The 20,677-nt window shown below is 42.6% G+C and carries 17 protein-coding genes and 1 riboswitch; of the genes, 13 read left to right on the top strand and 4 right to left on the bottom strand.

The annotated features are described in order from the left end of the window. Positions 1 to 29: 29 nt before the first annotated feature. Positions 30 to 2,750, bottom strand: a complete 2,721-nt coding sequence (locus L6421_RS06385) for an EAL domain-containing protein (protein ID WP_237260619.1) — start codon at positions 2,748 to 2,750, stop codon at positions 30 to 32. Positions 2,751 to 2,981: 231 nt separating this feature from the next. Between L6421_RS06385 and L6421_RS06380 the strand changes: the two genes are divergently transcribed. From L6421_RS06380 to L6421_RS06370, 3 genes are read left to right on the top strand one after another with little or no spacing between them, the layout of a single operon-like run. Further along, positions 2,982 to 3,494: a DNA-deoxyinosine glycosylase gene (locus tag L6421_RS06380; RefSeq protein ID WP_237260617.1), complete on the top strand. Its 513-nt coding sequence runs from the start codon at positions 2,982 to 2,984 to the stop codon at positions 3,492 to 3,494. A 45-nt stretch (positions 3,495 to 3,539) separates the two neighbouring features. Further along, a complete protein-coding gene (gene trhP / locus L6421_RS06375; protein WP_255695472.1) occupies positions 3,540 to 5,066 on the top strand; it encodes a prephenate-dependent tRNA uridine(34) hydroxylase TrhP in 1,527 nt (508 codons plus the stop codon). Between the two features lie 9 nt (positions 5,067 to 5,075). Continuing rightward, positions 5,076 to 5,333: a YfhL family 4Fe-4S dicluster ferredoxin gene (locus L6421_RS06370; protein ID WP_237260616.1), complete on the top strand. Its 258-nt coding sequence runs from the start codon at positions 5,076 to 5,078 to the stop codon at positions 5,331 to 5,333. An 18-nt stretch (positions 5,334 to 5,351) separates the two neighbouring features. On the opposite strand, the gene L6421_RS06365 is transcribed toward L6421_RS06370, so the two are convergent. Beyond that, the gene (locus L6421_RS06365) at positions 5,352 to 6,683 is read right to left on the bottom strand and encodes a diguanylate cyclase (RefSeq protein ID WP_237260614.1); all 1,332 of its coding nucleotides are present in this window, start codon (positions 6,681 to 6,683) and stop codon (positions 5,352 to 5,354) included. A gap of 154 nt (positions 6,684 to 6,837) precedes the next feature. Here L6421_RS06365 and L6421_RS06360 point away from each other — a divergent pair, with 154 nt between their 5' ends. Next, positions 6,838 to 7,503, top strand: coding sequence for a glutathione S-transferase family protein (locus L6421_RS06360; protein ID WP_237260612.1), 666 nt, complete (start codon positions 6,838 to 6,840; stop codon positions 7,501 to 7,503). 14 nt (positions 7,504 to 7,517) lie between these two features. Next, a complete protein-coding gene (locus L6421_RS06355; protein ID WP_237260610.1) occupies positions 7,518 to 8,456 on the top strand; it encodes a hypothetical protein in 939 nt (312 codons plus the stop codon). 229 nt (positions 8,457 to 8,685) lie between these two features. Here the strand turns inward: L6421_RS06355 and L6421_RS06350 are convergent, their stop codons facing one another. Next, positions 8,686 to 11,313 carry a methyl-accepting chemotaxis protein gene (locus tag L6421_RS06350; RefSeq protein WP_237260608.1) on the bottom strand — a complete coding sequence of 876 codons (2,628 nt, stop codon included), beginning with the start codon at positions 11,311 to 11,313 and terminating at the stop codon, positions 8,686 to 8,688. A 314-nt stretch (positions 11,314 to 11,627) separates the two neighbouring features. On the opposite strand from L6421_RS06350, the gene L6421_RS06345 reads away from it, so the two are divergent. The 5 genes from L6421_RS06345 to L6421_RS06325 all read left to right on the top strand — a co-directional run bounded on the left by L6421_RS06345 (position 11,628) and on the right by L6421_RS06325 (position 17,029). Then, positions 11,628 to 12,530 carry a prenyltransferase gene (locus L6421_RS06345; RefSeq protein WP_237260606.1) on the top strand — a complete coding sequence of 301 codons (903 nt, stop codon included), beginning with the start codon at positions 11,628 to 11,630 and terminating at the stop codon, positions 12,528 to 12,530. Between the two features lie 73 nt (positions 12,531 to 12,603). Next, positions 12,604 to 13,497, top strand: coding sequence for a cysteine synthase CysM (cysM, locus tag L6421_RS06340; protein ID WP_237260604.1), 894 nt, complete (start codon positions 12,604 to 12,606; stop codon positions 13,495 to 13,497). Positions 13,498 to 13,545: 48 nt separating this feature from the next. Continuing rightward, complete coding sequence (locus L6421_RS06335; RefSeq protein WP_237260602.1) at positions 13,546 to 14,043, top strand: CYTH domain-containing protein; 498 nt, start codon at positions 13,546 to 13,548, stop codon at positions 14,041 to 14,043. Then, a complete protein-coding gene (locus tag L6421_RS06330; RefSeq protein WP_237260601.1) occupies positions 14,030 to 15,421 on the top strand; it encodes a TolC family outer membrane protein in 1,392 nt (463 codons plus the stop codon). The genes L6421_RS06335 and L6421_RS06330 overlap by 14 nt, the downstream gene beginning before the upstream one ends. Positions 15,422 to 15,490: 69 nt before the next feature. Then, complete coding sequence (locus L6421_RS06325) at positions 15,491 to 17,029, top strand: ABC transporter substrate-binding protein (protein ID WP_237260599.1); 1,539 nt, start codon at positions 15,491 to 15,493, stop codon at positions 17,027 to 17,029. Between the two features lie 178 nt (positions 17,030 to 17,207). On the opposite strand, the gene L6421_RS06320 is transcribed toward L6421_RS06325, so the two are convergent. Then, positions 17,208 to 17,915, bottom strand: a complete 708-nt coding sequence (locus L6421_RS06320; protein WP_237260597.1) for a DUF2202 domain-containing protein — start codon at positions 17,913 to 17,915, stop codon at positions 17,208 to 17,210. 116 nt (positions 17,916 to 18,031) lie between these two features. Then, positions 18,032 to 18,119, bottom strand: a riboswitch (cyclic di-GMP riboswitch). 348 nt (positions 18,120 to 18,467) lie between these two features. Between L6421_RS06320 and L6421_RS06315 the strand changes: the two genes are divergently transcribed. The 3 genes from L6421_RS06315 to L6421_RS06305 are packed head-to-tail and all read left to right on the top strand — an operon-like array spanning position 18,468 to position 20,670. Then, the gene (locus tag L6421_RS06315) at positions 18,468 to 18,950 is read left to right on the top strand and encodes a L,D-transpeptidase (RefSeq protein WP_255695471.1); all 483 of its coding nucleotides are present in this window, start codon (positions 18,468 to 18,470) and stop codon (positions 18,948 to 18,950) included. Further along, positions 18,947 to 19,870, top strand: a complete 924-nt coding sequence (gene nikB, locus L6421_RS06310; protein WP_237260595.1) for a nickel ABC transporter permease — start codon at positions 18,947 to 18,949, stop codon at positions 19,868 to 19,870. Before L6421_RS06315 ends, nikB begins: the two co-directional genes overlap by 4 nt. Next, the gene (locus tag L6421_RS06305) at positions 19,870 to 20,670 is read left to right on the top strand and encodes an ABC transporter permease (protein WP_237260593.1); all 801 of its coding nucleotides are present in this window, start codon (positions 19,870 to 19,872) and stop codon (positions 20,668 to 20,670) included. Before nikB ends, L6421_RS06305 begins: the two co-directional genes overlap by 1 nt. The last annotated feature ends 7 nt before the right edge of the window (positions 20,671 to 20,677 follow it).

Genomic DNA, 20,677 nt, shown 5'->3' with positions numbered 1-20,677 from the left:
TTATGGGTTTAGAGGTTTCTTGAACAGAATTAAATGTCCAGCTCTTCAATCGGTTTGGGTTCGCTGAACAAATAGCCTTGTAAAATAGGACAGCCTAATTCAATTAAATGCTCCGCTTGAGCGGGGGTTTCCACACCTTCGGCAATGGTGGTTAAATGAAGGGTGTTTGATAACGCCAAGATGGTTTTAACAATCGCTTCATCGTGCCGATCATGTAACATGTCGCTGACAAATGACCGGTCAATCTTGAGCCAATCGATTGGAAGTTTTTTTAGATAGTTAAGTGAAGAGTATCCCGTTCCAAAATCATCAATCGCGAAGGTAACGCCTTTCTCCTTAAGTTGGTTGATTTTGTCGATGTTTTGCTCCATTTCTTTCATTAATAAGCTTTCGGTTATCTCTAATTGTAAGCGGTGAGGAGGGCATAAGGTTTGCTCAAGTGCTTGGGATATGATTTCCACAAAATCATCACGTGCAATCTGTTGTTCATTGATATTGACGGCAAGGGTAAGATGTCGGGTTTTTTCTACGGTACTCCATTGTGCTAGCTGTAGACATGCCTTATGGATAACCCAGGTACCGATTTCGATAATCAATCCACTGTCTTCAGCATAACTAATGAATTCACCAGGAAGTAACAGTCCTTTTTCTGGATGCTGCCAGCGGATTAAGGCTTCATAGCCCAGTATATTGCCATCGATGTCTACTTTGGGTTGGTAGTGTAGGATAAATTCATTTTTTTGAATGGCATGGCGCAATTCGGTTTCCATCTGGGTGCGAGCTTGAATGGATTGTTGCATGCTCGGATCAAAAAACCTGACGGTATTTCGGCCATCTGACTTAGCTTGATACATCGCTAAATCGGAACGTACCATCATCTCATCGATGGTTTCTTGGTGATCGGTGTAGATACTGATGCCGATACTTGCGCTGATCTTCTGCTCCAGGCCTTTGATGGAATAGGGAATGGCAAGTTGCTGCAATATCTTGTCAGCGATTTTCTTGGCTTGTTTTGCCGCACTGTTATCCGTTTTGCCGAGTTGTTCCAATAAAATAATAAACTCATCGCCACCGGTTCTAGAGACGGTATCTATTTCACGTACCGAGTCGAGTAAACGTTTACCGACTTCAATGAGTAGTAAGTCTCCGATGTCATGACCTAAGGTATCATTTAAGGTTTTGAAGCGGTCTAAATCGATAAACAAGAGGGCAAAATAATCTTTATTGCGGTCGCTGTGGGCTTGCGCCTGCTGAAGATGGTCATTTAATAAACGGCGATTCGCTAAAGAAGTTAACGGGTCGTAAAACGCCAATTTATTGATACGTTCTTCATTCGCTTTTGCTTTGGTGATGTCATTGAAAGTCGATAAGAAATGGGTGATTTTGCCTTGCTCATCTTTTATTGCGGTAATGGTTTGACCTACTGGAAAAATCTCTCCATTTTTACGTTTATTCCAGATTTCTCCCTGCCAAAACCCGTTATTTAAAAGCTCTTCCCATAACGCTTTATAAAATTGTGGGTCATGTTTCCCTGACTTAAGAATGCGTGGGGTTTTTGCGCTAACCTCTTTTGGGGAAAAACCGGTAATTTGAGTAAAGGCATTATTGACTCTGATTATTTTTTCATCCCGGTCGGTAATGAAAATGGATTCTTGGGTATCAAAAGCGACCGCGGCAATCCTTAAGGATTCATTATTGTTTTTTAACTCTATATTGGTTGCTTTCAATCGGCGATAAAATATGAGAAGCAAAATGGTTAAAATCAAAACAGTTATGATTAATAAACTTAAAGCGATAAGCTCAGGTTGGTGTTGTTTCCATAAATCATAGAAAGTGATCTCTGGAGATTTATTAAAAGGGTAGACTTTCAATGAACGCAACACTTCACGTACCGGTTCATAATCAGCCGGTACCCTAAACCCATAAATATTGATTGATTGAGAAACTTCGCCATCATGTGGCAGAGTAAGCAGTGCTCCAGCCACTTGACCTGCCAATGTTTCACCAACATGCGGCATTGACGCAAAAGGCCATTCGGGATAAAGTCGAGTCGAGGTTAAAAAAGGGAAGTCTTTGACATGTTGCTGATTTAGAACCCGAACCTGGTCAGGTTTTATTAGACCTTGTTTTTCAAGGCTTTCCAGTACTCCGCTGCGAACAAAGGCCGCATCCGCTTCACCGGAAATAACCGCAAAAACCGCTTTATCATGGGGCATTTTTGTTTGTTTGATGGTGATTTGATCTGGAACCCTTATACCCGCTTGTTGAAGTTCATAGGCTTGCATTTTATATCCCCCAAAAGATTTGATTGACGGGGTGGCGATGACCATGCCGATCAAGTCTTTGAGTTCTTTGATCTCTCGGTTGTCCTTTTTCACGAGGATGGTACCGGCAAAACTTCGAATGGGTTGTCCGCTTTTTTTATTGATGAGTGTGGCTAATGGTGAAGAGAGTACGGTTTTATGTGCCAATTGGACGAAATGCGAGGAGTTGGTGAAAACAAAATCGATGCTTTTATTTTCAATAGCATGTTCGAGTTCAGTATAGTTATAGGGAACGATTTTAAAATCGACACCTTGAATTGTACGGTTGAGGTAATCCGCAAGAGGTTGCCATTGAGCTTCAACCAGAGGTTTAGGACGAAAAGCTAAAATCCCTATGGCGATTTTTTCATTGGCTTGAATCAAATTGGGAAAGGTCAGCTGTATTAAAATTAATATAACCAACACTAAATTTTTGTTTAACGTCATCACGGTACCCACAGCGGCATGGTTGATTTTAAACTCAGCTAAGTTGTTTTACATAATAACCCACTATTAATAATGAAATATACTAATAATTGTTGATTTTAATATTAAATGTTTTGATATAACAACTTGTTTTATAAATGATTTAAGAATTTGGGTGGTTTTGCAGAATACTTTGTTTTTTGCGTTTTACCCGGTTATTGAAGCTGTCTACACGGTGTGAAAATAGTGACTATGAATAGAGAACCAAATTTTTGTCAGGGTTTTGAGTATATCTCAGCTCAAAACCCTCACTGGATGATTTTAGGTACCATGCCCAGTGTAGAATCATTGAATCAGGCGTTTTACTATGCTCATCCTAGAAACGCCTTTTGGCCAATCATGCATTCGCTGACTCAGCGACCAATCAATACCCAGCAAGAAAAAGAGCGTTTAATAAAACAGGCCGGCCTGGTGCTATGGGATGTGTTGCAGAGTTGTCAGCGTCAAGGAAGTTTAGACAGTGATATTAAAGAACCGCAAGCAAATGATTTTGAATCACTTTTGTCAGAAAACCCAACCATTAAGACCATCTGTTTTAATGGCAAAAAAGCCGAGCAATTGTTTAAACGCCATGTCTTGAAGAGGCAACGGATTCCGCAGGAGATTACTTATATTGTTCTACCCTCAACCAGTCCAGCGAATGCAACAATAACCGTAGAAGATAAATGGTTGTTTTGGCAAGAAAATTTATCTCATTTGGTATAGAATACCGCCTCACTTAATCAAAATCATTATTTTAGGAGATTTGCCTTGAAAGCAGACAACCTTAATACACCCGTTGTATCAGAACTTTTATCGCCTGCCGGCACAATGAAAAACATGGAGTATGCGTTTGCATACGGTGCCGATGCGGTCTATGCCGGGCAGCCTCGTTACAGCTTGCGTGTAAGAAATAATGAGTTTGATGAAGAGAATTTGGCGAAAGGGATTGCACGCGCCCATGAACTCGGTAAAAAGTTTTATGTAGTGAGTAACATCGCGGCACATAACTCCAAAGTCAATACCTACATGAAAGACATCGAGCCGGTTATTGCGATGAAACCGGATGCGTTAATTATGTCTGACCCAGGTTTGATTGCCATGGTGCATGAGAAATTCCCGGAGCAAGAGATTCACCTATCGGTGCAGTCGAACGCAGTTAACTGGGCGACTGTCAAGTTTTGGTATCAAAACGGGGTGCGTCGTGTGGTGTTGTCACGTGAACTGTCGATTGCCGAAATTCGTGAAATCCGTGAAAAAGTGCCCGAGATGGAACTGGAAGTGTTTGTCCATGGCGCTTTATGTATCGCCTATTCCGGGCGTTGTCTGCTGTCAGGTTATATCAATAAACGTGATGCCAACCAAGGGACTTGTACCAATGCATGTCGTTGGAACTACAACACCTATGAAGCTAAGGAAGATGAAACCGGCGATGTGGTCGGCACACCTCGTATTGAAGTCGCTAATATCACCGACTTGACCGGTAGTACTGAACGTGCGGCTCCGGAAGTGACAAGCTACTCTCCAGAACCAACTTTAGGCTTGGGTGAAACCACAGAAGTGGCCATGTTGTTAGAAGAAGAAGGGCGTCCTGGTGAGTTGATGCCTGCATTTGAAGATGAGCACGGCACCTATATCATGAACTCAAAAGACCTTCGTGCCGTCGAGTTGATTCCTGAATTGGTTGATATGGGTGTGCATTCGTTGAAAATCGAAGGGCGTACTAAGTCACACTATTATGTTGCTCGAACCGCACAGGTTTATCGTAAAGCCATCGATGATGCACTTGCAGGTAAAGAGTTCGACCAAACTTTATTGACCGATTTAGAGAGCCTTGCCAGTCGTGGATACACCGAAGGTTTCCTGCGTCGCCATGTGCACTCTGAATATCAAAACTATGAATACGGGGTTTCTAAATCAGAGCGTCAGCGTTTTGTCGGTGAAGTGGTTGATGTGGTTGAACGTGATGGTAAATCTTTCTTGGAAGTCGATGTGAAAAACAAATTCTGCGTGGGGGATTCAATTGAAATCATGAGCCCGGCGGGTAATGTTTCCATGGTGTTGGATCACATGCAAACCCATCATGATGAAGTGGTGGATTGCGCGAAAGGTTCAGGTTGGTTGGTGAGAATCCCTAATCCGTTCAAAGACTTGGATGAATCTGTTCTTAAGTTCTGTTTAGTGATGCGTAATGAGTCTTGGGGTGGTGATGTCAAGCGTGATGCCGCTGCCAAAAAGGTGAAACAAGAGCAAGAAGCGATAGACGCCGTTAATCGTGCGGCGGCTGCAAAAGCGTAGGTTTTATCGATGGCTTTGAAGATCATTAAAGGCTGTATCAATTGCGATATGTGCGAGCCGGAATGCCCGAACAAGGCAATCTACATGGGGGATAAAATCTATGAGATTAACCCCGACCTGTGTACAGAGTGTGTTGGTTTTTATGACCAACCGACCTGTATCAGTGTGTGTCCATTAGACTGCATCATCACGGATCCTGACCGAGTTGAAGATAAGGATTCGCTTTATGAAAAGTTCACCCAACTAGTCAAAAACGATAAAATTTAATCAGTAGTAGCGATTGGTTTACTGTTTAAATAGTACACTTCTGTTTCGGCCTTGTTTTTTAGCTTGATAAAGTGCGTAATCAGCACGCGACACCACCTCTTCAAGGCCTTCATCATCTTGCGCTTCACAAACACCGAGGCTTGCAGTCACCCTTAACCCTTGAGGAAAGGTTTCCTGTTCAATCGCCAGGCGTAATTTTTCAGCTATCAACATGGCCTGTTGTTCATCCACTGTCGGCAGTAAAACAATAAATTCCTCGCCACCCCAACGACAAACAATATCCACATTACGTATCGGTTTTTTCAGGGTTTCAGCCGTTATTCTCAACACATCATCACCCGTATTATGGCCATATTCATCGTTTATCTTTTTGAAGTAATCGATATCAATCATAATGATGGACATGGCATGTTGTCGTTGCTGCATGGCAAGCGATTCGGTTGCATAAAGTTCGATGAACTTATAACGATTGTACAGTTTGGTTAAAGGGTCAAAAGCGGCAAGATGTTTATAACGGTCTGCTTGTTCAGACAGTAGGTGGTTTATCTCAAACAACTCTTGTTGATGCTGCTTCATGATTGATGACCAGTTATTGTAAGCAAGGGAAATCAGCTCTTTTTGTAGTATCATCCCTATCATCTGCTGCTCTAAATTAACTACAATCAAGCGTTTGAACGGCTTGGATTTAATGAACTCAATCGCTTGTTTCACGGATGAGCTGGCCGTTAAAACCTCAACAGGTTGGGTCATGTAGTTTGAGATGGGGAGCTGGATATCATTATGGTCACGATAAAGCCTTAAAACATCTTTTATAGTAAAAACCCCAACCGGGATTCCATCTTCAATGACGGTGGCGCAATCTTTATCAGATTGTTTCATTTTCTTCAGTACAAACTCTGTTGAATCTGTCGATTTTACCCAAATATCGTTTTTCTGGCTTTTAACCACATCACCAATTGTGTAACTCTCCATCAAAATTTCCGGATCGGTTGAGTTGATTAGATCCGAGTGGCTTAATAAGCCGACTAAATTTCCCTCATCATCGGTGGTGGCGATATATTCAATCGGCTCTTGTAGATAATGGATGGCATCGAGAATGTTTTTTTCTTGGTTGATTTTAGGTAAACGGTGAATGACCGCTTCCGATATCGGTAAATCTAAATCCAACTCATCGCTGTTTAAGGTAAGGATGTCTTGTGCCAGTAATATATGATTAAAATGCCCATCAATTATGACGATGCTTCTATGGTCACTTTTAATCATGGTTTGAATCGCTTCACCAATCGTATGGTTGATTGAAAGAGTGGTGATCTCTGTAGAAGCAATATCTTTTATATAGGGAAAAAACATAAATACCTACTATTTTGTAATATCGTATCTGATTAATTATACCGATTTATAGTATCTATATAAGCGGTTGATGTGGGTTTTGTGTTTACCCCTCGGATGCGAATCGGTATTATGGTAATCAACTTAGTGTTAATGTTTATTGCAAGGTGGTGTTATGTTTCACAGGTTGGAGTTGATCAGTTTTAAATTATGTCCGTTTGTGCAACGTGCGGTAATTGTATTGAAGAGAAAAAACATAGATTTTGATATCACTTATATCGACCTCAATAATCCTCCACAATGGTTTAAGGAAATATCCCCTCTAGGACAAGTGCCAGTCCTTAAGGTAGGGGACGATGTGCTTTTTGAATCTTCGGTTATTCAAGAATATGTGGATGAAATTACCCCGCCATCGCTTCAGCCCAGCGACCCCTTGGTTAAAGCTAAAAACCGCGCCTGGATTAGTTTCGGTGGCGATATTCTAATGGCTCTGCATGCTATGGTGACCAGTAAGGACGAAGCCATCTCCAATGAAAAGCGAGCCGTGGTGTTGGGGAAGTTGCAACAGTTGGAAGCGGTTCACTCGGGTAAGGCGTTTTTTAACGGTTCTGAATTCAATATGATTGATGCCGCTTATGCGCCAATGTTTATGCGTATGGAGTTTATTAAGAATCTAACCGCTATCGATTTATTGGAAGCTACACCAAAACTATCAACGTGGTCGCAGAACTTATTGGCTTTGGATTGTGTTGAACAATCTGTGGTACCTGGGTTGCCAACGATGTATAAAGGCATGCTCAAGCACATGGACGGCTATTTATCGACCCTGTTAGTTGATTGATTCGTGTTTGTTTGATGCGTTTGAATCATGATTTATTTCACCTTCATTCAACGCTGCCAGGCCTGGTAACGTTGAATCCACGTTGTTCGAACAAGCTGGTTTTTACGGTTTTCAACGTCTTTTTCAGATACAGTTTGCGTTTTATTCTTGGTGCTTTCGTTATGGTTTCCACAACGGTTTATGCCAAAGAAACGACAACGGTTTCCATTGGTCAACTCAGTCCACAGGAAACCTTATGGATCGGCAACAGGATATTTCAAAACGAGTGTGCCTCCAAACCGGAATATCTAACCTATTGGGGCAACGGTGAGGATTTTCCCTCTTTTGGGATCGGCCATTTCATTTGGTATCCAACAGGTGTTGCCCAAACCTTTGATGAAACCTTTCCCGAAATGGTGAATTACGTGAACCATTACCAAAAAGCCCCGTTTTTTTTACAACAACTCGAGCCTTTCAATGCGCCTTGGCAAAGCAAAAAACAGTTTGACCAGGCCTGGTCATCTATGGAATTAAAGGCTTTAAGAGATTGGTTGTTAGACACACAAGCTTATCAGGCCGAGTTTATTGTCCAACGCTTTCAAAAACGTTTTGCCAAAGCGTTGTTGCAGCCTTATAGAGTAAATAAACAAGAATATTACACTAAGCTGGTAGGGCGCCTGGCAGAAACTAAACAAGGGCGTTTTGCCTTGATTGATTATGTCAATTTTAAAGGGTTTGGCAGTCAGCAAGAAAACTATCAAGGGCAAGGTTGGGGCTTGTTTTCCGTGCTGGATGCCATGCAGATAAAGGACGAACAATTTGATTCAATTTCAACTGATACGTTGTTGAGTGAATTTGTGTTGTCGGCTAAATCACGTTTGGCTTTAAGGGCACGTTTAGCTCCGCCAGAAAGGGATGAAACAAGGTGGTTGGCGGGCTGGTTTAAACGATTAGAAGGTTATTTGGAAAATTGAGCATAACCCAATATCCTACAATCCAACATCCCCCAAACATCTATCCTAGATAAAAGTAAAAAGGCCTGACTTCGGTGGAGTACCGAAGTCAGGCCTTTTAGTATTGCTAAACAAAATCACTAGCAATATACCCTCTAATCAAAATATCTGATTTTTATAAGGTCATTTCGCTAGCTGTTTTTTTATTGAGAAGCTGGGTTTTAATCTTCTATCCTGATTGGAAAGTTGTTTAAAACTCAGACCATTCGTCGCTGTCCTGACTTTGTGAAGCGACAGGTTTAGTGACAGAAGCCGTTTTAGGTGTTGTCTGGCTTTCTACACGGCTAGGTGCTGGTAAACTCTCTTTTTTTACACTTTTATCAGTCGATAAACTACTGCTTGGTGAATGTGTCGATTTAGGGGCTATATAGTTACTATTCACATTGTTGGTTTTAAAGAAAGACATGCTTCTATTTAAATCGCTAGCCTGCTGTTTCATGTTGTTAGCAGAACTGGATGTCTTATCCACTAAACTGGCATTTGACTGGGTTGCCGAGTCGATATCACTAATCGCTTGATAGACTTGAGAAACCCCTTCCGCCTGTTCCTGAGAGGCGGAATTGATTTGATGAATCATTACTGAAACATCATTAATCGATTGTGTAATCTCGCGTAACACGTCTCCGGATTCGCTGGCAAGTTTCGTGCCTTGGTCGATTCTATGAACACTCGAATCAATCAGGGTCTTGATGTCTTTAGCCGCATCCGCTGATTTTTGTGCTAGAGCACGCACTTCACCGGCAACCACGGCAAAGCCTCTACCATGTTCTCCCGCTCTGGCCGCTTCAACAGCGGCGTTTAGGGCAAGTAGATTGGTTTGGAAAGCGATGCTATCGATTAAGGTCACAATGTCGGCAATTTCATTACTTGAATCCTGAATACTGTTCATCGCTTCAATAGTGCGATTCATGACTTCACTGGCTTGTTCAGATTCACCTTGAACTTTTTCAACGACTTCAGAAGCTTGAATAGCATTTTGCGTGTTATTTTGCACAGCGGCGTTCATCTCTTCCATAGTGGCAGAAGTTTCTTCGATGGCAGCGGCCTGTTGTTGCACTTTCTCACTTAAGACTTCCGAGTCTGATGACAAGCTGTTGGCCTCATTGTTAACGACAATGCCGGCTTGAATCGCTTCAGAAACGATGGCTGAAAGGGTGCTGATAGATTGATTGGTCGCTTCTTTCAGCTGTAGAAGATCTCCTTGATACTGATTGGTAATGTTTTGCGTCAAATCCCCCGCACTCATTGCCGTAACAACTTTTACAATGTCATTAATGGCCGAATTCAAACTTTGCATCGATTCATTAATATGGGTTTTCAAGGTGTTCAAATCACCCTTAGCTTCAATGTTTACACGTTCATTGAAGTTACCTTGCTGCATCGCCATCATTACCGAATTGATTTCGCTGATAACCAAATTGGTTTCATTGAATGCCTGTTGGGCATTTTGCAACATGTCACGGTAACGACCCTTTGAATCGCCCATTTGAATTTGGGTGTTGTAGTTGCCATCACGCATGGCAACCATGGCATTAGATAAGTTCTCCATAACCGATGAGATTGTCTCGGTGCTTGAGTTGATTCCGTTTTTCAGAGTTTCTAAATCACCTTGGTAGTCGCTAGAAATCCGACTTGAAAAATCACCTTGTGAAATCGCGTGCACGGTATGGTTCGCCTCGTTAAGCGCCTTACCAATCTGTTCTAAAAGCTGATTGATTGCCGCTGAAGTTTTACCGACCTCATCATTTGCATTGACTTCATTTCGAATGCTGAAATCGCCTGAATTTAGGATTTTATCGGTATTCTGTTGAACCTTTGTAAGAGGTTTGATGACTAAGCGCCCAACCACGATAACAATCGAAATGGTGACCAGTAGGATGGCAAGCACGATACCGGCGAGTGAAATTTTTGCAGCAGAAACAGCAGCGTCGATAGGTGCTTCGTAATCCGCTTTATCAATCATGAAGATATGACGTCCAAACACCTTGTTTTCTTCGTCCAATGCAGGGATGTCAATCAGCATTTTATCGGCGTGGCTATAGACCGACTCATTAGTGCCATCGATGGGTTGGAATGCAGATTTAGCAAAATCGATCACTTCTTTAGGGAACCATTTGTCGTTGGCGACAATATATTTATCCGTAAAAGGGGTATTTTTTTCAATAATCGGCATGCTGCCGTAACGCTGTTTAATATAATCACGGTCAACCAATAATAGCCACTGGCCGTTTAGATCTTTGGTAAAAGCCTTTCTAACCGAAGCCAGTCCTTGAATCATCGCAACCATACCTAACATCTCACCTTCTTTTATAACCGGTGAAATGGCGATGACTGATACACCACGAGCTCCAATCGCTAAAGAACCGAATGCTTGTTTATCTTTTTTGGCACTTTTAATCAAAGGGTTACTAGAAAGGTCTTGCCCATAACTATCCGTGTCCCATGATTTCACCAGTGAGCGTCCGTCAGCGGTAATTAACTGGGTTTGAATGTTTTTGTAGTTGGTTTGGTTTTTAAAACGGTCACGAATACTGGCCAGTAGTGGCACAACTTCGGCTCTTTCTTCAACTTCTAAAGCATCCGCTAGAGACTTTTGAATCGATAGAGAGGTCGAACCCAATATGCCTGCCTGAATCTTCAGGTTTATCTGGTCATTGATGTAAGTGGTCATCTGTTTGATGACGCGTGTTTTTTCTTTCTGTTGGATTGGAACGATTGAGGTGTTGTAGATGACAATACCAATCACCAATGCTGCTAAAGAACCAATAATGGAGGCGGAAAGTATTACTTTGGTGTTTAAAGAGGAATTAGCAAGCATATTTTCATCCTTTGAATTTGCGGTTGGCTAGGTATGTCAATTTTAATCATTATTTCATTATCCCATATAAAAACAATGGGTACTTATTACATGGTAAATGCGATTTAAGACTTAGTTGCTTATAAATTTTTCACTAATTGAGTTAAATTGCTTTATATTAAGCAATCAATTTCAATGTGGTTCAAGCCAGCTTAGATTTCATTATTACGGTTTGGCATTACTAGCTTGGCTGGTTGTTTAGCGAGTACCACCGAGTATCATTAAGTCAAAAAAGCAAACTTGATGCCATTAGAAAGGCTTAAGGGATATTTGTATTGCAAAAGATAAAAACGGTTTTTATGGCCGCTAGGCCGAAATTTTTGCTGTTGAGTTTTTCTGTGGTTGTTTTAGCGGCATCAACCGCTAATTATCAAGGGTTTGACTGGTCATGGTGGTGGTTGGCTATGACTATGTTGGGAGCGCTTTTAGCCCATATAGCGGTTAATTTGTTGAATGAATACCAGGATAATTTGTCAGGGTTGGATTTTATGACCGCTAAAACTCCATTTAGCGGTGGAAGCGGTGCCTTGCAGTTAAATCCAAATGCCGCCAATGCTGTTCTAAATACCTTTAGGGTGAGTGTTTTATTGCTGATTGGGTTGGGAATCGCTTTTCTCTTTTTGAAAGGCTGGCAAATTTTACCGATAGGTGTGGTCGGGTTATCAATCGTCATTTTATATACTTCAAAAATCACCAAGTCGCCATGGTTCTGTTTAATTTCACCAGGCCTGGCTTTTGGCCCTTTAATGGTGCTGGGAAGTTATTTTGTATTAACCGGCCAGTTAAGTTGGTTGGTGTTGTCACTTTCCATGGTGCCATTCTTTTTAGTCAACAATCTCTTATTGTTGAATCAGTTACCTGATCTGCAGGCGGATAAAAAAGTAGGTCGCTATAATATTTTAATGAAACTCGGTGTGCGCCCGAGTATCTATGTTTTTGCAGGTTTTGAGTTATTGGCTTTTTTAAGCCTTTTAATCACTGTGTATTGGTTTGGTCTGCCAGTAGAAATTTTATTGGCTGCCGTTATGTTTGTACTCGCCATTCCTATGGTACAGATTGCTTTAAGGCATTATGATAATCCAAAAAGTTTGATGCCCGCTTTGGCAATGAATGTCATAATCAATGTTTTCACCCCGGTGTTAATGGCCGTGGGGTTATGGATTAACCAGATTCATTAAACTTGTGCTGGATTTATGTTTAATTAGTCTGATATGCATTAACTACAAAAAAAACAATACATTAGGAAAAGCAATGCAATATAAAACATTAATGGATTTTGTTGGAAATACGCCTTTAGTAAAACTTCAACGAATGGTGAATCCTAAGACCAATAGTGTGGTTTTAGCGAAATTGGAAGGCAATAACCCAGCCGGCTCTGTAAAAGATAGACCAGCCATTAATATGATTAAGCAAGCTGAGCTGAGAGGTGAGATTGCACCAGGAGATACTTTAATTGAAGCAACTAGCGGCAATACCGGTATCGCGTTAGCGATGGCTGCAGCCATGATGGGTTATAAAATGAAATTGATTATGCCGAATAATATGAGCATGGAGCGTAAGGCTTCGATGGCAGCCTATGGCGCAGAGTTGATTGAGGTTTCCAAAGAACAAGGGATGGAAGGTGCACGTGATCTCGCCGACAAAATGGCTAAAAACGGCGAAGGCATTGTTTTAGACCAATTTTCTAACCCTGATAACCCTTTGGCTCACTACCATACGACGGGGCCAGAAATCTGGCATGATACCGAAGGCACCATAACTCACTTTGTGAGTGCAATGGGAACGACTGGCACAATCATGGGCACGTCGATGTATTTAAAAGAACAGAGTGCTGAGGTGCAGATTGTCGGGGTTCAGCCAGAAGACGGTGCCGCCATTCCCGGGATACGTCGTTGGCCTGCCGAATATATGCCTAAAATTTATGAAGCTACTCGGGTAGACCGAACCATCGATATGTCACAGCAGTTGGCTGAAGATACCATGCGTCGTTTAGCTGTGGAAGAGGGAATTTTTGGAGGGGTTTCTTCCGGCGGTGCGGTTGCCGCGGCTTTGAAGGTGGCTGAGGAAGTTGAGAATGCGGTGATTGTGTGTATTATTTGTGACCGAGGTGACCGCTACCTATCAACAGGTGTGTATAATCCATAGCTCGAAATCCGAGTCTCATATCATTATTCAGTAAGTTTTAGGAACAGCATGGCACGAGAAATAGAACGTAAGTTCTTATTAAAGAATCAAGAATGGAAAGCATTAGCGCATCAGAAAACCCATTTCGCTCAAGGGTATCTTAACGATATATCAGATAAAAACGCCAAAAGCTCCGTCAGGGTTCGTATTGAAGGTGATAAAGCCAATATGAACATTAAAAGTTTAGAGATCGGATTAAGTCGAGACGAATATGAGTATGAGATTCCGTTAGAGGAGGGTCGTAAGATTTTAGCTACCTTGGCTACCGGACCGGTCATAGAAAAAGACCGTTATTTAGTGAAGGTAGATACTCATATTTGGGAAATTGATGAGTTTTTTGGTGATAATCAAGGTTTGGTTATCGCTGAAGTGGAAATGCAAAGTGAAGACGAAGAGTTTGAAATCCCTTCCTGGGCGGGAAGAGAAGTCACCGAAGAAGTACGTTTTTACAATATCAGTTTAAGTAAACACCCCTTTAACAGTTGGACAGAAAATGAAAAACAGTAATAAACATCGTGTAATGAAATCATTAACCAAACCGCTTGGGCCATCATTCCGTAAAAGCATATTAGTCGCTTCTATGTTAGCGCTAAGCAGTCCATCTGCTTTTGCAACGGCTTTAGGCTTGACCGATGTTTACCAAATGGCTTTGAACCATGATGCCAAATTAGCGCAAGCGGATTCTCTTTATAAAGCGGATTCTCAAGGTGTTGAAAGTGCTCGTGCGGCATTACTGCCTCAAATCCAGGCGGATGGTAGTTATTTTGTAACCGATAGCAGTATTGATTCTGCTGATGTCAATGCCCGTGATTTATCTTTGACTCTGAATCAGTCGCTGTACCAACACAGCAGCTGGGCACGTTATGAACAAGCCAAATATGTTTCTGATGCCGCCTTAGCCACCTTTAAAAATGCGGAACAAGATCTGATTTTAAGAGTGTCTCAAAGCTATTTTGATGTCTTATTGGCGCAAACCAGTTTGGAGTTGTCGAAAACTAAAGAAGCGGCAGACTATACCCAATATCAGACCGCACAAGCGTCAGAAGAACTTGGTTTATCGAGTCGGGTAGATGTATTACAGGCTAAGTCGAGTTATGACTTGTCAAAGTCTGAGACCATCAATGCCGAAAATAATCTAGATGTCGCTCTAGAAGCTTTGGCGAAAATTACCGGTCAATCGATGTCGCAGTTAAAAAACAGTGGCTTAAAAGCGTTATTACCAACGGTAGCCCTGCCGAAAATCTCTTTGGCTTTAAACGCGTTAGAAAAACAAGCTGAGATGCAAAACCTAAGTGTTCAACAAGCTCAAGCCCAACTGGCCACTGCAAGTGAAGAGATTGAAGTGCAACGCAGTGGGTATTGGCCAACAGTGGCTTTACAAGCAAAATATAGCGATAGTGCCTACTCCGATTACCATTCCGCCTATGCGGCTCAGTTCAATGATAGCAACAAGACTTCGGTTGGGGTAACCGTTTCTATGCCTTTGTATTCTGGTGGAGGCACAAACTCTGAAGTCAAAGCGGCTAAATTCAAGTCGGTTGCTGCTCAGCAATCGTTAAGGGATGCGCAAGAAAGTGCGCGTTTGAGTGTCAGAACCCAAGTACTCAATATTGAACGTGGAGAACAGTTGATTTTAGCCCTTAAAGAGGCGGTCAAATCTAACGATGCATTTTTGGAATCAGCCGAAGAAGGTTATAAGGTCGGTTTGAAAAGCCTGCTTGAAGTCTTAACGGCCAGAACCAATCAAACAAACGCACATAAGAACTTGATCGAAGCTTTACACAATCAAGTGATTAACCGTTTAAAACTTGAGGCGAGCTTGGGTAATTTAACGGTCGAAGACCTTCAGGTCTTTGAGCCTTTATTGCAAACGGTGCAAAAATAGCGTTGATTTTTATGCCATCAGTTAAGTTTTTGACTCCTCTTCATTCAAAATCAAGCGGAGTAGCGTTATTTGAATATTAATCGTCGCCAGTTTGTTAAAAACTCCTTAGTGGCGACCAGTTCTCTTGGTTTAGCAGGCCTGGTTGGTTGCCACTCTCAGGCACAATCTTCTCAAATCCTAGTCGGTATTACTGCACGACCTAGAATGTTAGACCCTCGCAAAGCTACGGATGCACTTTCCAGTCGTATCAACCGTTTACTCTATCGCCAGTTAATTGATTTTAATGAGCGTTTTGAAGCGGTTCCAGACTTGGCTTCTTGGCAACAAGTTTCCGATACCCGTTATGTATTCACTTTGCAAGAAATATCGGTGTTTCATAATGGCCAGCCCCTGACTGCGGAAGATGTGGCCGCGACCTATCAAAGTATTCTCGACCCGGATTTTGGCTCTGCTCATAGAGGCTCTTTGAAAGGCATCACTTCAATTAAGGTGTTGAACCCTAAGCAAGTAGAGTTTGTGTTAGAGAAAGCCGATGCTTTGTTTGTAGGGCGTTTGGTGATTGGAATCCTGCCTAAAAATCTGCTTGAGCAACAGCATCCATTCCATGAGAAACCGGTCGGTTCCGGTGCATGTGAGTTCGTGTCATTATCGGAACAGAAGCTGGTGATTCAACGTCGTAATGATCACATCCAACTGGTGTTTATTCCGGTTAAAGACGCTACGGTCAGGGTCTTGAAGCTTAAGAAAGGGGAATTGGATATTATTCAAAACGACCTTTCGCCAGAATTGGTGCAGTACTGTTTAAAACAACCTGAATTAGCGGTAACTTGGCATAAAGGAACCAATTTGGGTTATATCGGTTTCAACTTTGAAGACCCGTTACTCGCACAGCCCGAATTGCGCCAGGCCATCGCCCACGGTATTGATAGGCAAGCTATTGTGGATGCGATGTTTTCCGGCCATGCCCGTCTAGCCGGTGGTTTGCTGGTTCCGGAGCATTGGTGTGGTGTAGAGGATATGCCCGCTTATGAGTACAACCCTCAGAAGGCGAAATCCTTATTAAAAGAGCTCGATTTCTCTTCTTTACCAGCAGGCCTGGTCACTTTTAATGAACAGAATGAACCGATTATCAGCTTGAGTTATAAAACCTCCAATGATCCCACGCGTATACGATTGGCGACGATTTATCAATCGCAATTAAAACAAGTGGGGATTCACCTCAATATACAAAGTTATGACTGGGGAACCTTTTACAGCGATATTAAAAAAGGCCGATTTCAGCTTTATAGCTTGGCGTGGGTCGGCATAAAGAGCCCGGATATTTTCCAGTATGTATTCGATTCTGAAGCGATTCCCCCCAGTGGAGCGAATCGGGGACGTTACCGTGATGCTGAAGCGGATGCGTTGATTCGTTCAGCCGGTAAAACCCAAGAATTGGCAAAACAAGCCGAGCTCTACCAAACCTTGCAGCGTCATTTGCAAAAAACCTTAGCGACGATGCCTTTGTGGTACGAAGACCAGTATGCGGTGGCGAGAAAGGGCGTAAGCGGAAATGTTCTCTACTCGGATGGACGTTTGGATGGCTTGCTTGATTGTCACAAAGTGTGACTTGATTTCGAATGGCGAGAAAGAGGATTAGTGGTTCTAAAAATACGGCCTTTATGGTTTTGTAACCATAAAGGCCGTATCAAACAAACTTCAAAGCATTTCAGGTAGAGACGTTTTGAGTCGTGCAGAGGAGAGAGCGCTTTTGTCCCTATGCTTCAGTTTTTATGCTTCGGTTTTTTTAACGTCTTCCTTTTCCACCCGAGGTTGTGGACGTTGAAGTGCTGGTTGTATCGTTAATGTTTCCGGTCTCGCTTTCAGAGTATACAATCGCATCAAACTCTTCTTGGCTGATGTGTGTCGGTGTGTATTCGAATCCACCGTCAACAACAAGGCTGTAGAAACTTCTTAAGTGATTTCTAGAACCTTTCAGTAAGTTGCTGTAAACATTCTGGATGTCGGATTTTTTCACGATATTCAGTTGGTTGTTTAAGTCAGCAATATCAAGTTCTTCAATTTCCGTTCCCACTTTCAATGCTTGTTCATAACTGTATGAACCATAGTCAACCAATGCGTGATAAAGTTCGGTAAAAGCTGGGTCTGTGTACTCTCCAATCGCATCCGACTTAACAGGGTCTTCAATACCATATTTAGTTAACAAACTGGCAACACTATCGGTATGTTTCTGTTCTGAATCGGCTATGTTTTGAAAAATAGGCATACCCCAAACGTCATATAAACTTAGGTAGACATCTCGTGCTAGTTTTTCTTCTTCACGCATGAACTTTAAGCTGTCGCTTTCAAAACTGGTTAAGGAAGAGGTGGTTGCTGTTTGAGTGTCGGTTGATGTTGAGCTTTGTTGATTCCATTTACCGGCAACCGCATATGGACTGCTTACGGCTAAAATGGCAAAAGTAACTAAGGCTGTTTTGAATATTGAATTTTTCATTTTTATTTCCTTTAATATCTTATCTTTGTTCGATATTGAGATATTGAAGGCACAAAAATGTGAGAAGGGACAATAATGGAGTGACCTATTAGAGCGAACTATTAGACCATTCATTATTTGGCAACCGGCTATCTTATAAGCTTGATATCAATAAGACCCTTGGCTTTCCGTCCTTGCTTCACAACAAGTTTGGCGCAACAAATAATTGTTTAAATTCGAAAACTAATCTGTGTAAGCAGTAGTTTGTCGATTTAATTCTAGTTTAGGGATATAGCTTGGTTATGCAAATCACCCTCTAGGGTGAGATTTAATGATTTACTCTATGAAAATTTTTATGGATTTGAAACAGACTTATTTATGACATTGCCGATTATATAGGACTTTGCGTACCTTCTATCAAGCTAAGATGTTGTTATGTGTCGATATTTTGGTTTTCCGTCTACAATCTTAAAATATATCACCCATGTTGTTTTATTTTTCGTAATCCATTTAATGCTTGGTGAATCAAGGGTAGAATAATGGCTGTTTTTTAATTTAGTTCAGTGATCATTTTTGTCGTATTCAATCCGCATATCAATTTCAGACCAATCCCTCACGCTTTTTGAGAATAGGGTTTTATCCAAAACCTATCCGGTCAGCACCGCTTTTAATGGCATTGGTTGTCAGAAAGATTCTGGACAAACCCCTTTAGGTAAACACATCGTGCGAGCCATGATAGGGAGAAACCAGCCGATTAACTCGGTGTTTGTGGCTAGAAGAGCTACCGGTGAAATTTATTCGGCTGAGTTGGCACAACAATTTCCAGATAGAGATTGGATTTTAAGCCGTATCCTTTGGTTATCCGGCACTGAAAAAGGCATTAACCGATTGGGTTCAGTGGATACCATGCAACGCTATATCTATATTCACGGTACCCCCGACAGAGAGCCTATGGGGCAACCTGTTTCACATGGCTGTATCCGTATGCGTAACCAGGATATTATCGAGCTGTTCGATTTGATCGATATCCAGACGCCAGTGGAGATTGTCGCTTGATCGCTTATATGCTTCGTTTGATTGGTTCGGTGTTATTCGTTTCCTGGATTGTCGGGACTCTTGTGTTCTTTTTGATTCATTTAGTCCCAGGGGATCCGGTTGCGGTGATGTTAGGCGATTGGGCTAGCCCGACAGATGAGAACGCCTTACGCCAACAGCTGGGCTTGCATTTGCCGATTTGGACACAATATATCCAATACCTAACAGGCCTGTTGCAGTTTGACTTAGGGCAATCGCTGTTTTTTCAACAACCCGTAGCCGAACTGATTTCCGAGCGGTTTCCAATGACATTGCAGTTGGCGGTCATGGCCTTGTTGGTGGCGGTGTTGATCGCTTTTCCGCTTGGGCTTTGGGCGGCATTACGTGCCGGTAAATGGCCGGACCATCTCTCGATGACCGTTTCTTTGATAGGTGTGTCAATTCCTAATTTTTGGCTTGGGCCAATGTTGATTTTGGTGTTTTCATTGGGCCTGTCGTGGCTACCGGTAAGTGGTGTGGAACAACCTTTTGCTTGGGTTTTGCCGTCTATCACCTTGGGAACGGCCTTGGCGGCTATCTTGGCCAGAATGTTACGCGCCTCCTTGTTAGAGGTGATGCACGAAGATTATATTCGTACCGCACAAGCCAAAGGGTTGCCGTCTTCTATCGTATACGGAAAGCACGCTCTATTGAATGCATTGCTGCCGGTAGTCACCATTTTAGGTTTACAGCTTGGCACCTTATTGGGTGGCGCGGTAATCACCGAGGTGGTTTTCGATTGGCCAGGCTTGGGGCAATTGTTGGTGGAGTCTATCCAACGTCGTGATTATCCGGTGGTGCAAGGTTGTATCTTGGTCATCAGTGTTGCCTACATCACCATCAACGGTCTTACAGAGCTGGTTTATGCTTGGCTGGATCCAAGAATCAGGGTGGCGAGTTAATGTTGAGAGTCGTGAGTTATGTGATTGTCTTTGCCTGGTTGGCTTTGGCTATATTGGGCTTTTTGATTGGCGATGATGCTAATTTCGTTGATTTAAATGCCTTTTTATCCGCACCCAATCAGCAGGCCTGGTTAGGTTCCGACGAGTTGGGGCGTCCTGTTTTGCAACGTGTCGCTTTAGGGGCGCAAACCTCGTTATTTGTGGCGCTAGGGGTGGTGTTTTTCTCGGCCATTATCGGTACCACCATCGGTGTGTTGAGCGGTTATCTAGGGGGTTGGGTTGACCGCGTCATTACCAAGGTGATTGATGTATTCTTGGCTTTTCCCGGTTTGTTGTTGGCGATTGCCCTGGCAGCGATTCTTGGCCCTGGGATTGAGAACGTGGTGTTCGCCTTAGTGGTTGTTGGCTGGGTTGGCTATGCTCGCTTATCAAGAGCCCAAACCATGAGTATTCGCCACCGTGAACACATTTTGGCAGCAAGGGCTTTAGCGGTTCCGACGCCAATCATGCTGTACCGTCATGTTTTACCATTGATTCTTGCCCCCTTGGGGGTTGAAGCGACATTTGGGATTGCCGGTGCGGTGATTTCCGAAGCGGGATTGTCGTTTTTAGGTTTGGGTGTGCAGCCGCCTGAAGCGTCATGGGGCAGTATGATTAAGGAGGGAACCCGTTATCTATTGGTGGCACCTCATTTGGTGCTGGCGCCCGGATTAGCTTTGATGATGGTGGTTTTGGCGGTCAACCTGATTGGTGACCAATGGCGCGATTACTTAGATGTAAGAACCCGTTCGGTTAAATAATTTTTAC

This window comes from Thiomicrorhabdus immobilis (genome assembly GCF_021654855.1).
Classification (GTDB): Bacteria; Pseudomonadota; Gammaproteobacteria; order Thiomicrospirales; family Thiomicrospiraceae; genus Thiomicrorhabdus; species Thiomicrorhabdus immobilis.
Note: the sequence above shows the minus strand (reverse complement) of the source record. Positions and strands in the feature narration are given on the sequence as shown.

Coding starts and splice junctions, on each gene's coding strand:
- L6421_RS06385 (WP_237260619.1), bottom strand. CDS start 2,750: ATGACGTTAAACAAAAATTTAGTGTTGGTTATATTAATTTTAATACAG.
- L6421_RS06380 (WP_237260617.1), top strand. CDS start 2,982: ATGAATAGAGAACCAAATTTTTGTCAGGGTTTTGAGTATATCTCAGCT.
- L6421_RS06370 (WP_237260616.1), top strand. CDS start 5,076: ATGGCTTTGAAGATCATTAAAGGCTGTATCAATTGCGATATGTGCGAG.
- L6421_RS06365 (WP_237260614.1), bottom strand. CDS start 6,683: ATGTTTTTTCCCTATATAAAAGATATTGCTTCTACAGAGATCACCACT.
- L6421_RS06360 (WP_237260612.1), top strand. CDS start 6,838: ATGTTTCACAGGTTGGAGTTGATCAGTTTTAAATTATGTCCGTTTGTG.
- L6421_RS06355 (WP_237260610.1), top strand. CDS start 7,518: ATGCGTTTGAATCATGATTTATTTCACCTTCATTCAACGCTGCCAGGC.
- L6421_RS06350 (WP_237260608.1), bottom strand. CDS start 11,313: ATGCTTGCTAATTCCTCTTTAAACACCAAAGTAATACTTTCCGCCTCC.
- cysM (WP_237260604.1), top strand. CDS start 12,604: ATGCAATATAAAACATTAATGGATTTTGTTGGAAATACGCCTTTAGTA.
- L6421_RS06335 (WP_237260602.1), top strand. CDS start 13,546: ATGGCACGAGAAATAGAACGTAAGTTCTTATTAAAGAATCAAGAATGG.
- L6421_RS06330 (WP_237260601.1), top strand. CDS start 14,030: ATGAAAAACAGTAATAAACATCGTGTAATGAAATCATTAACCAAACCG.
- L6421_RS06320 (WP_237260597.1), bottom strand. CDS start 17,915: ATGAAAAATTCAATATTCAAAACAGCCTTAGTTACTTTTGCCATTTTA.
- L6421_RS06305 (WP_237260593.1), top strand. CDS start 19,870: ATGTTGAGAGTCGTGAGTTATGTGATTGTCTTTGCCTGGTTGGCTTTG.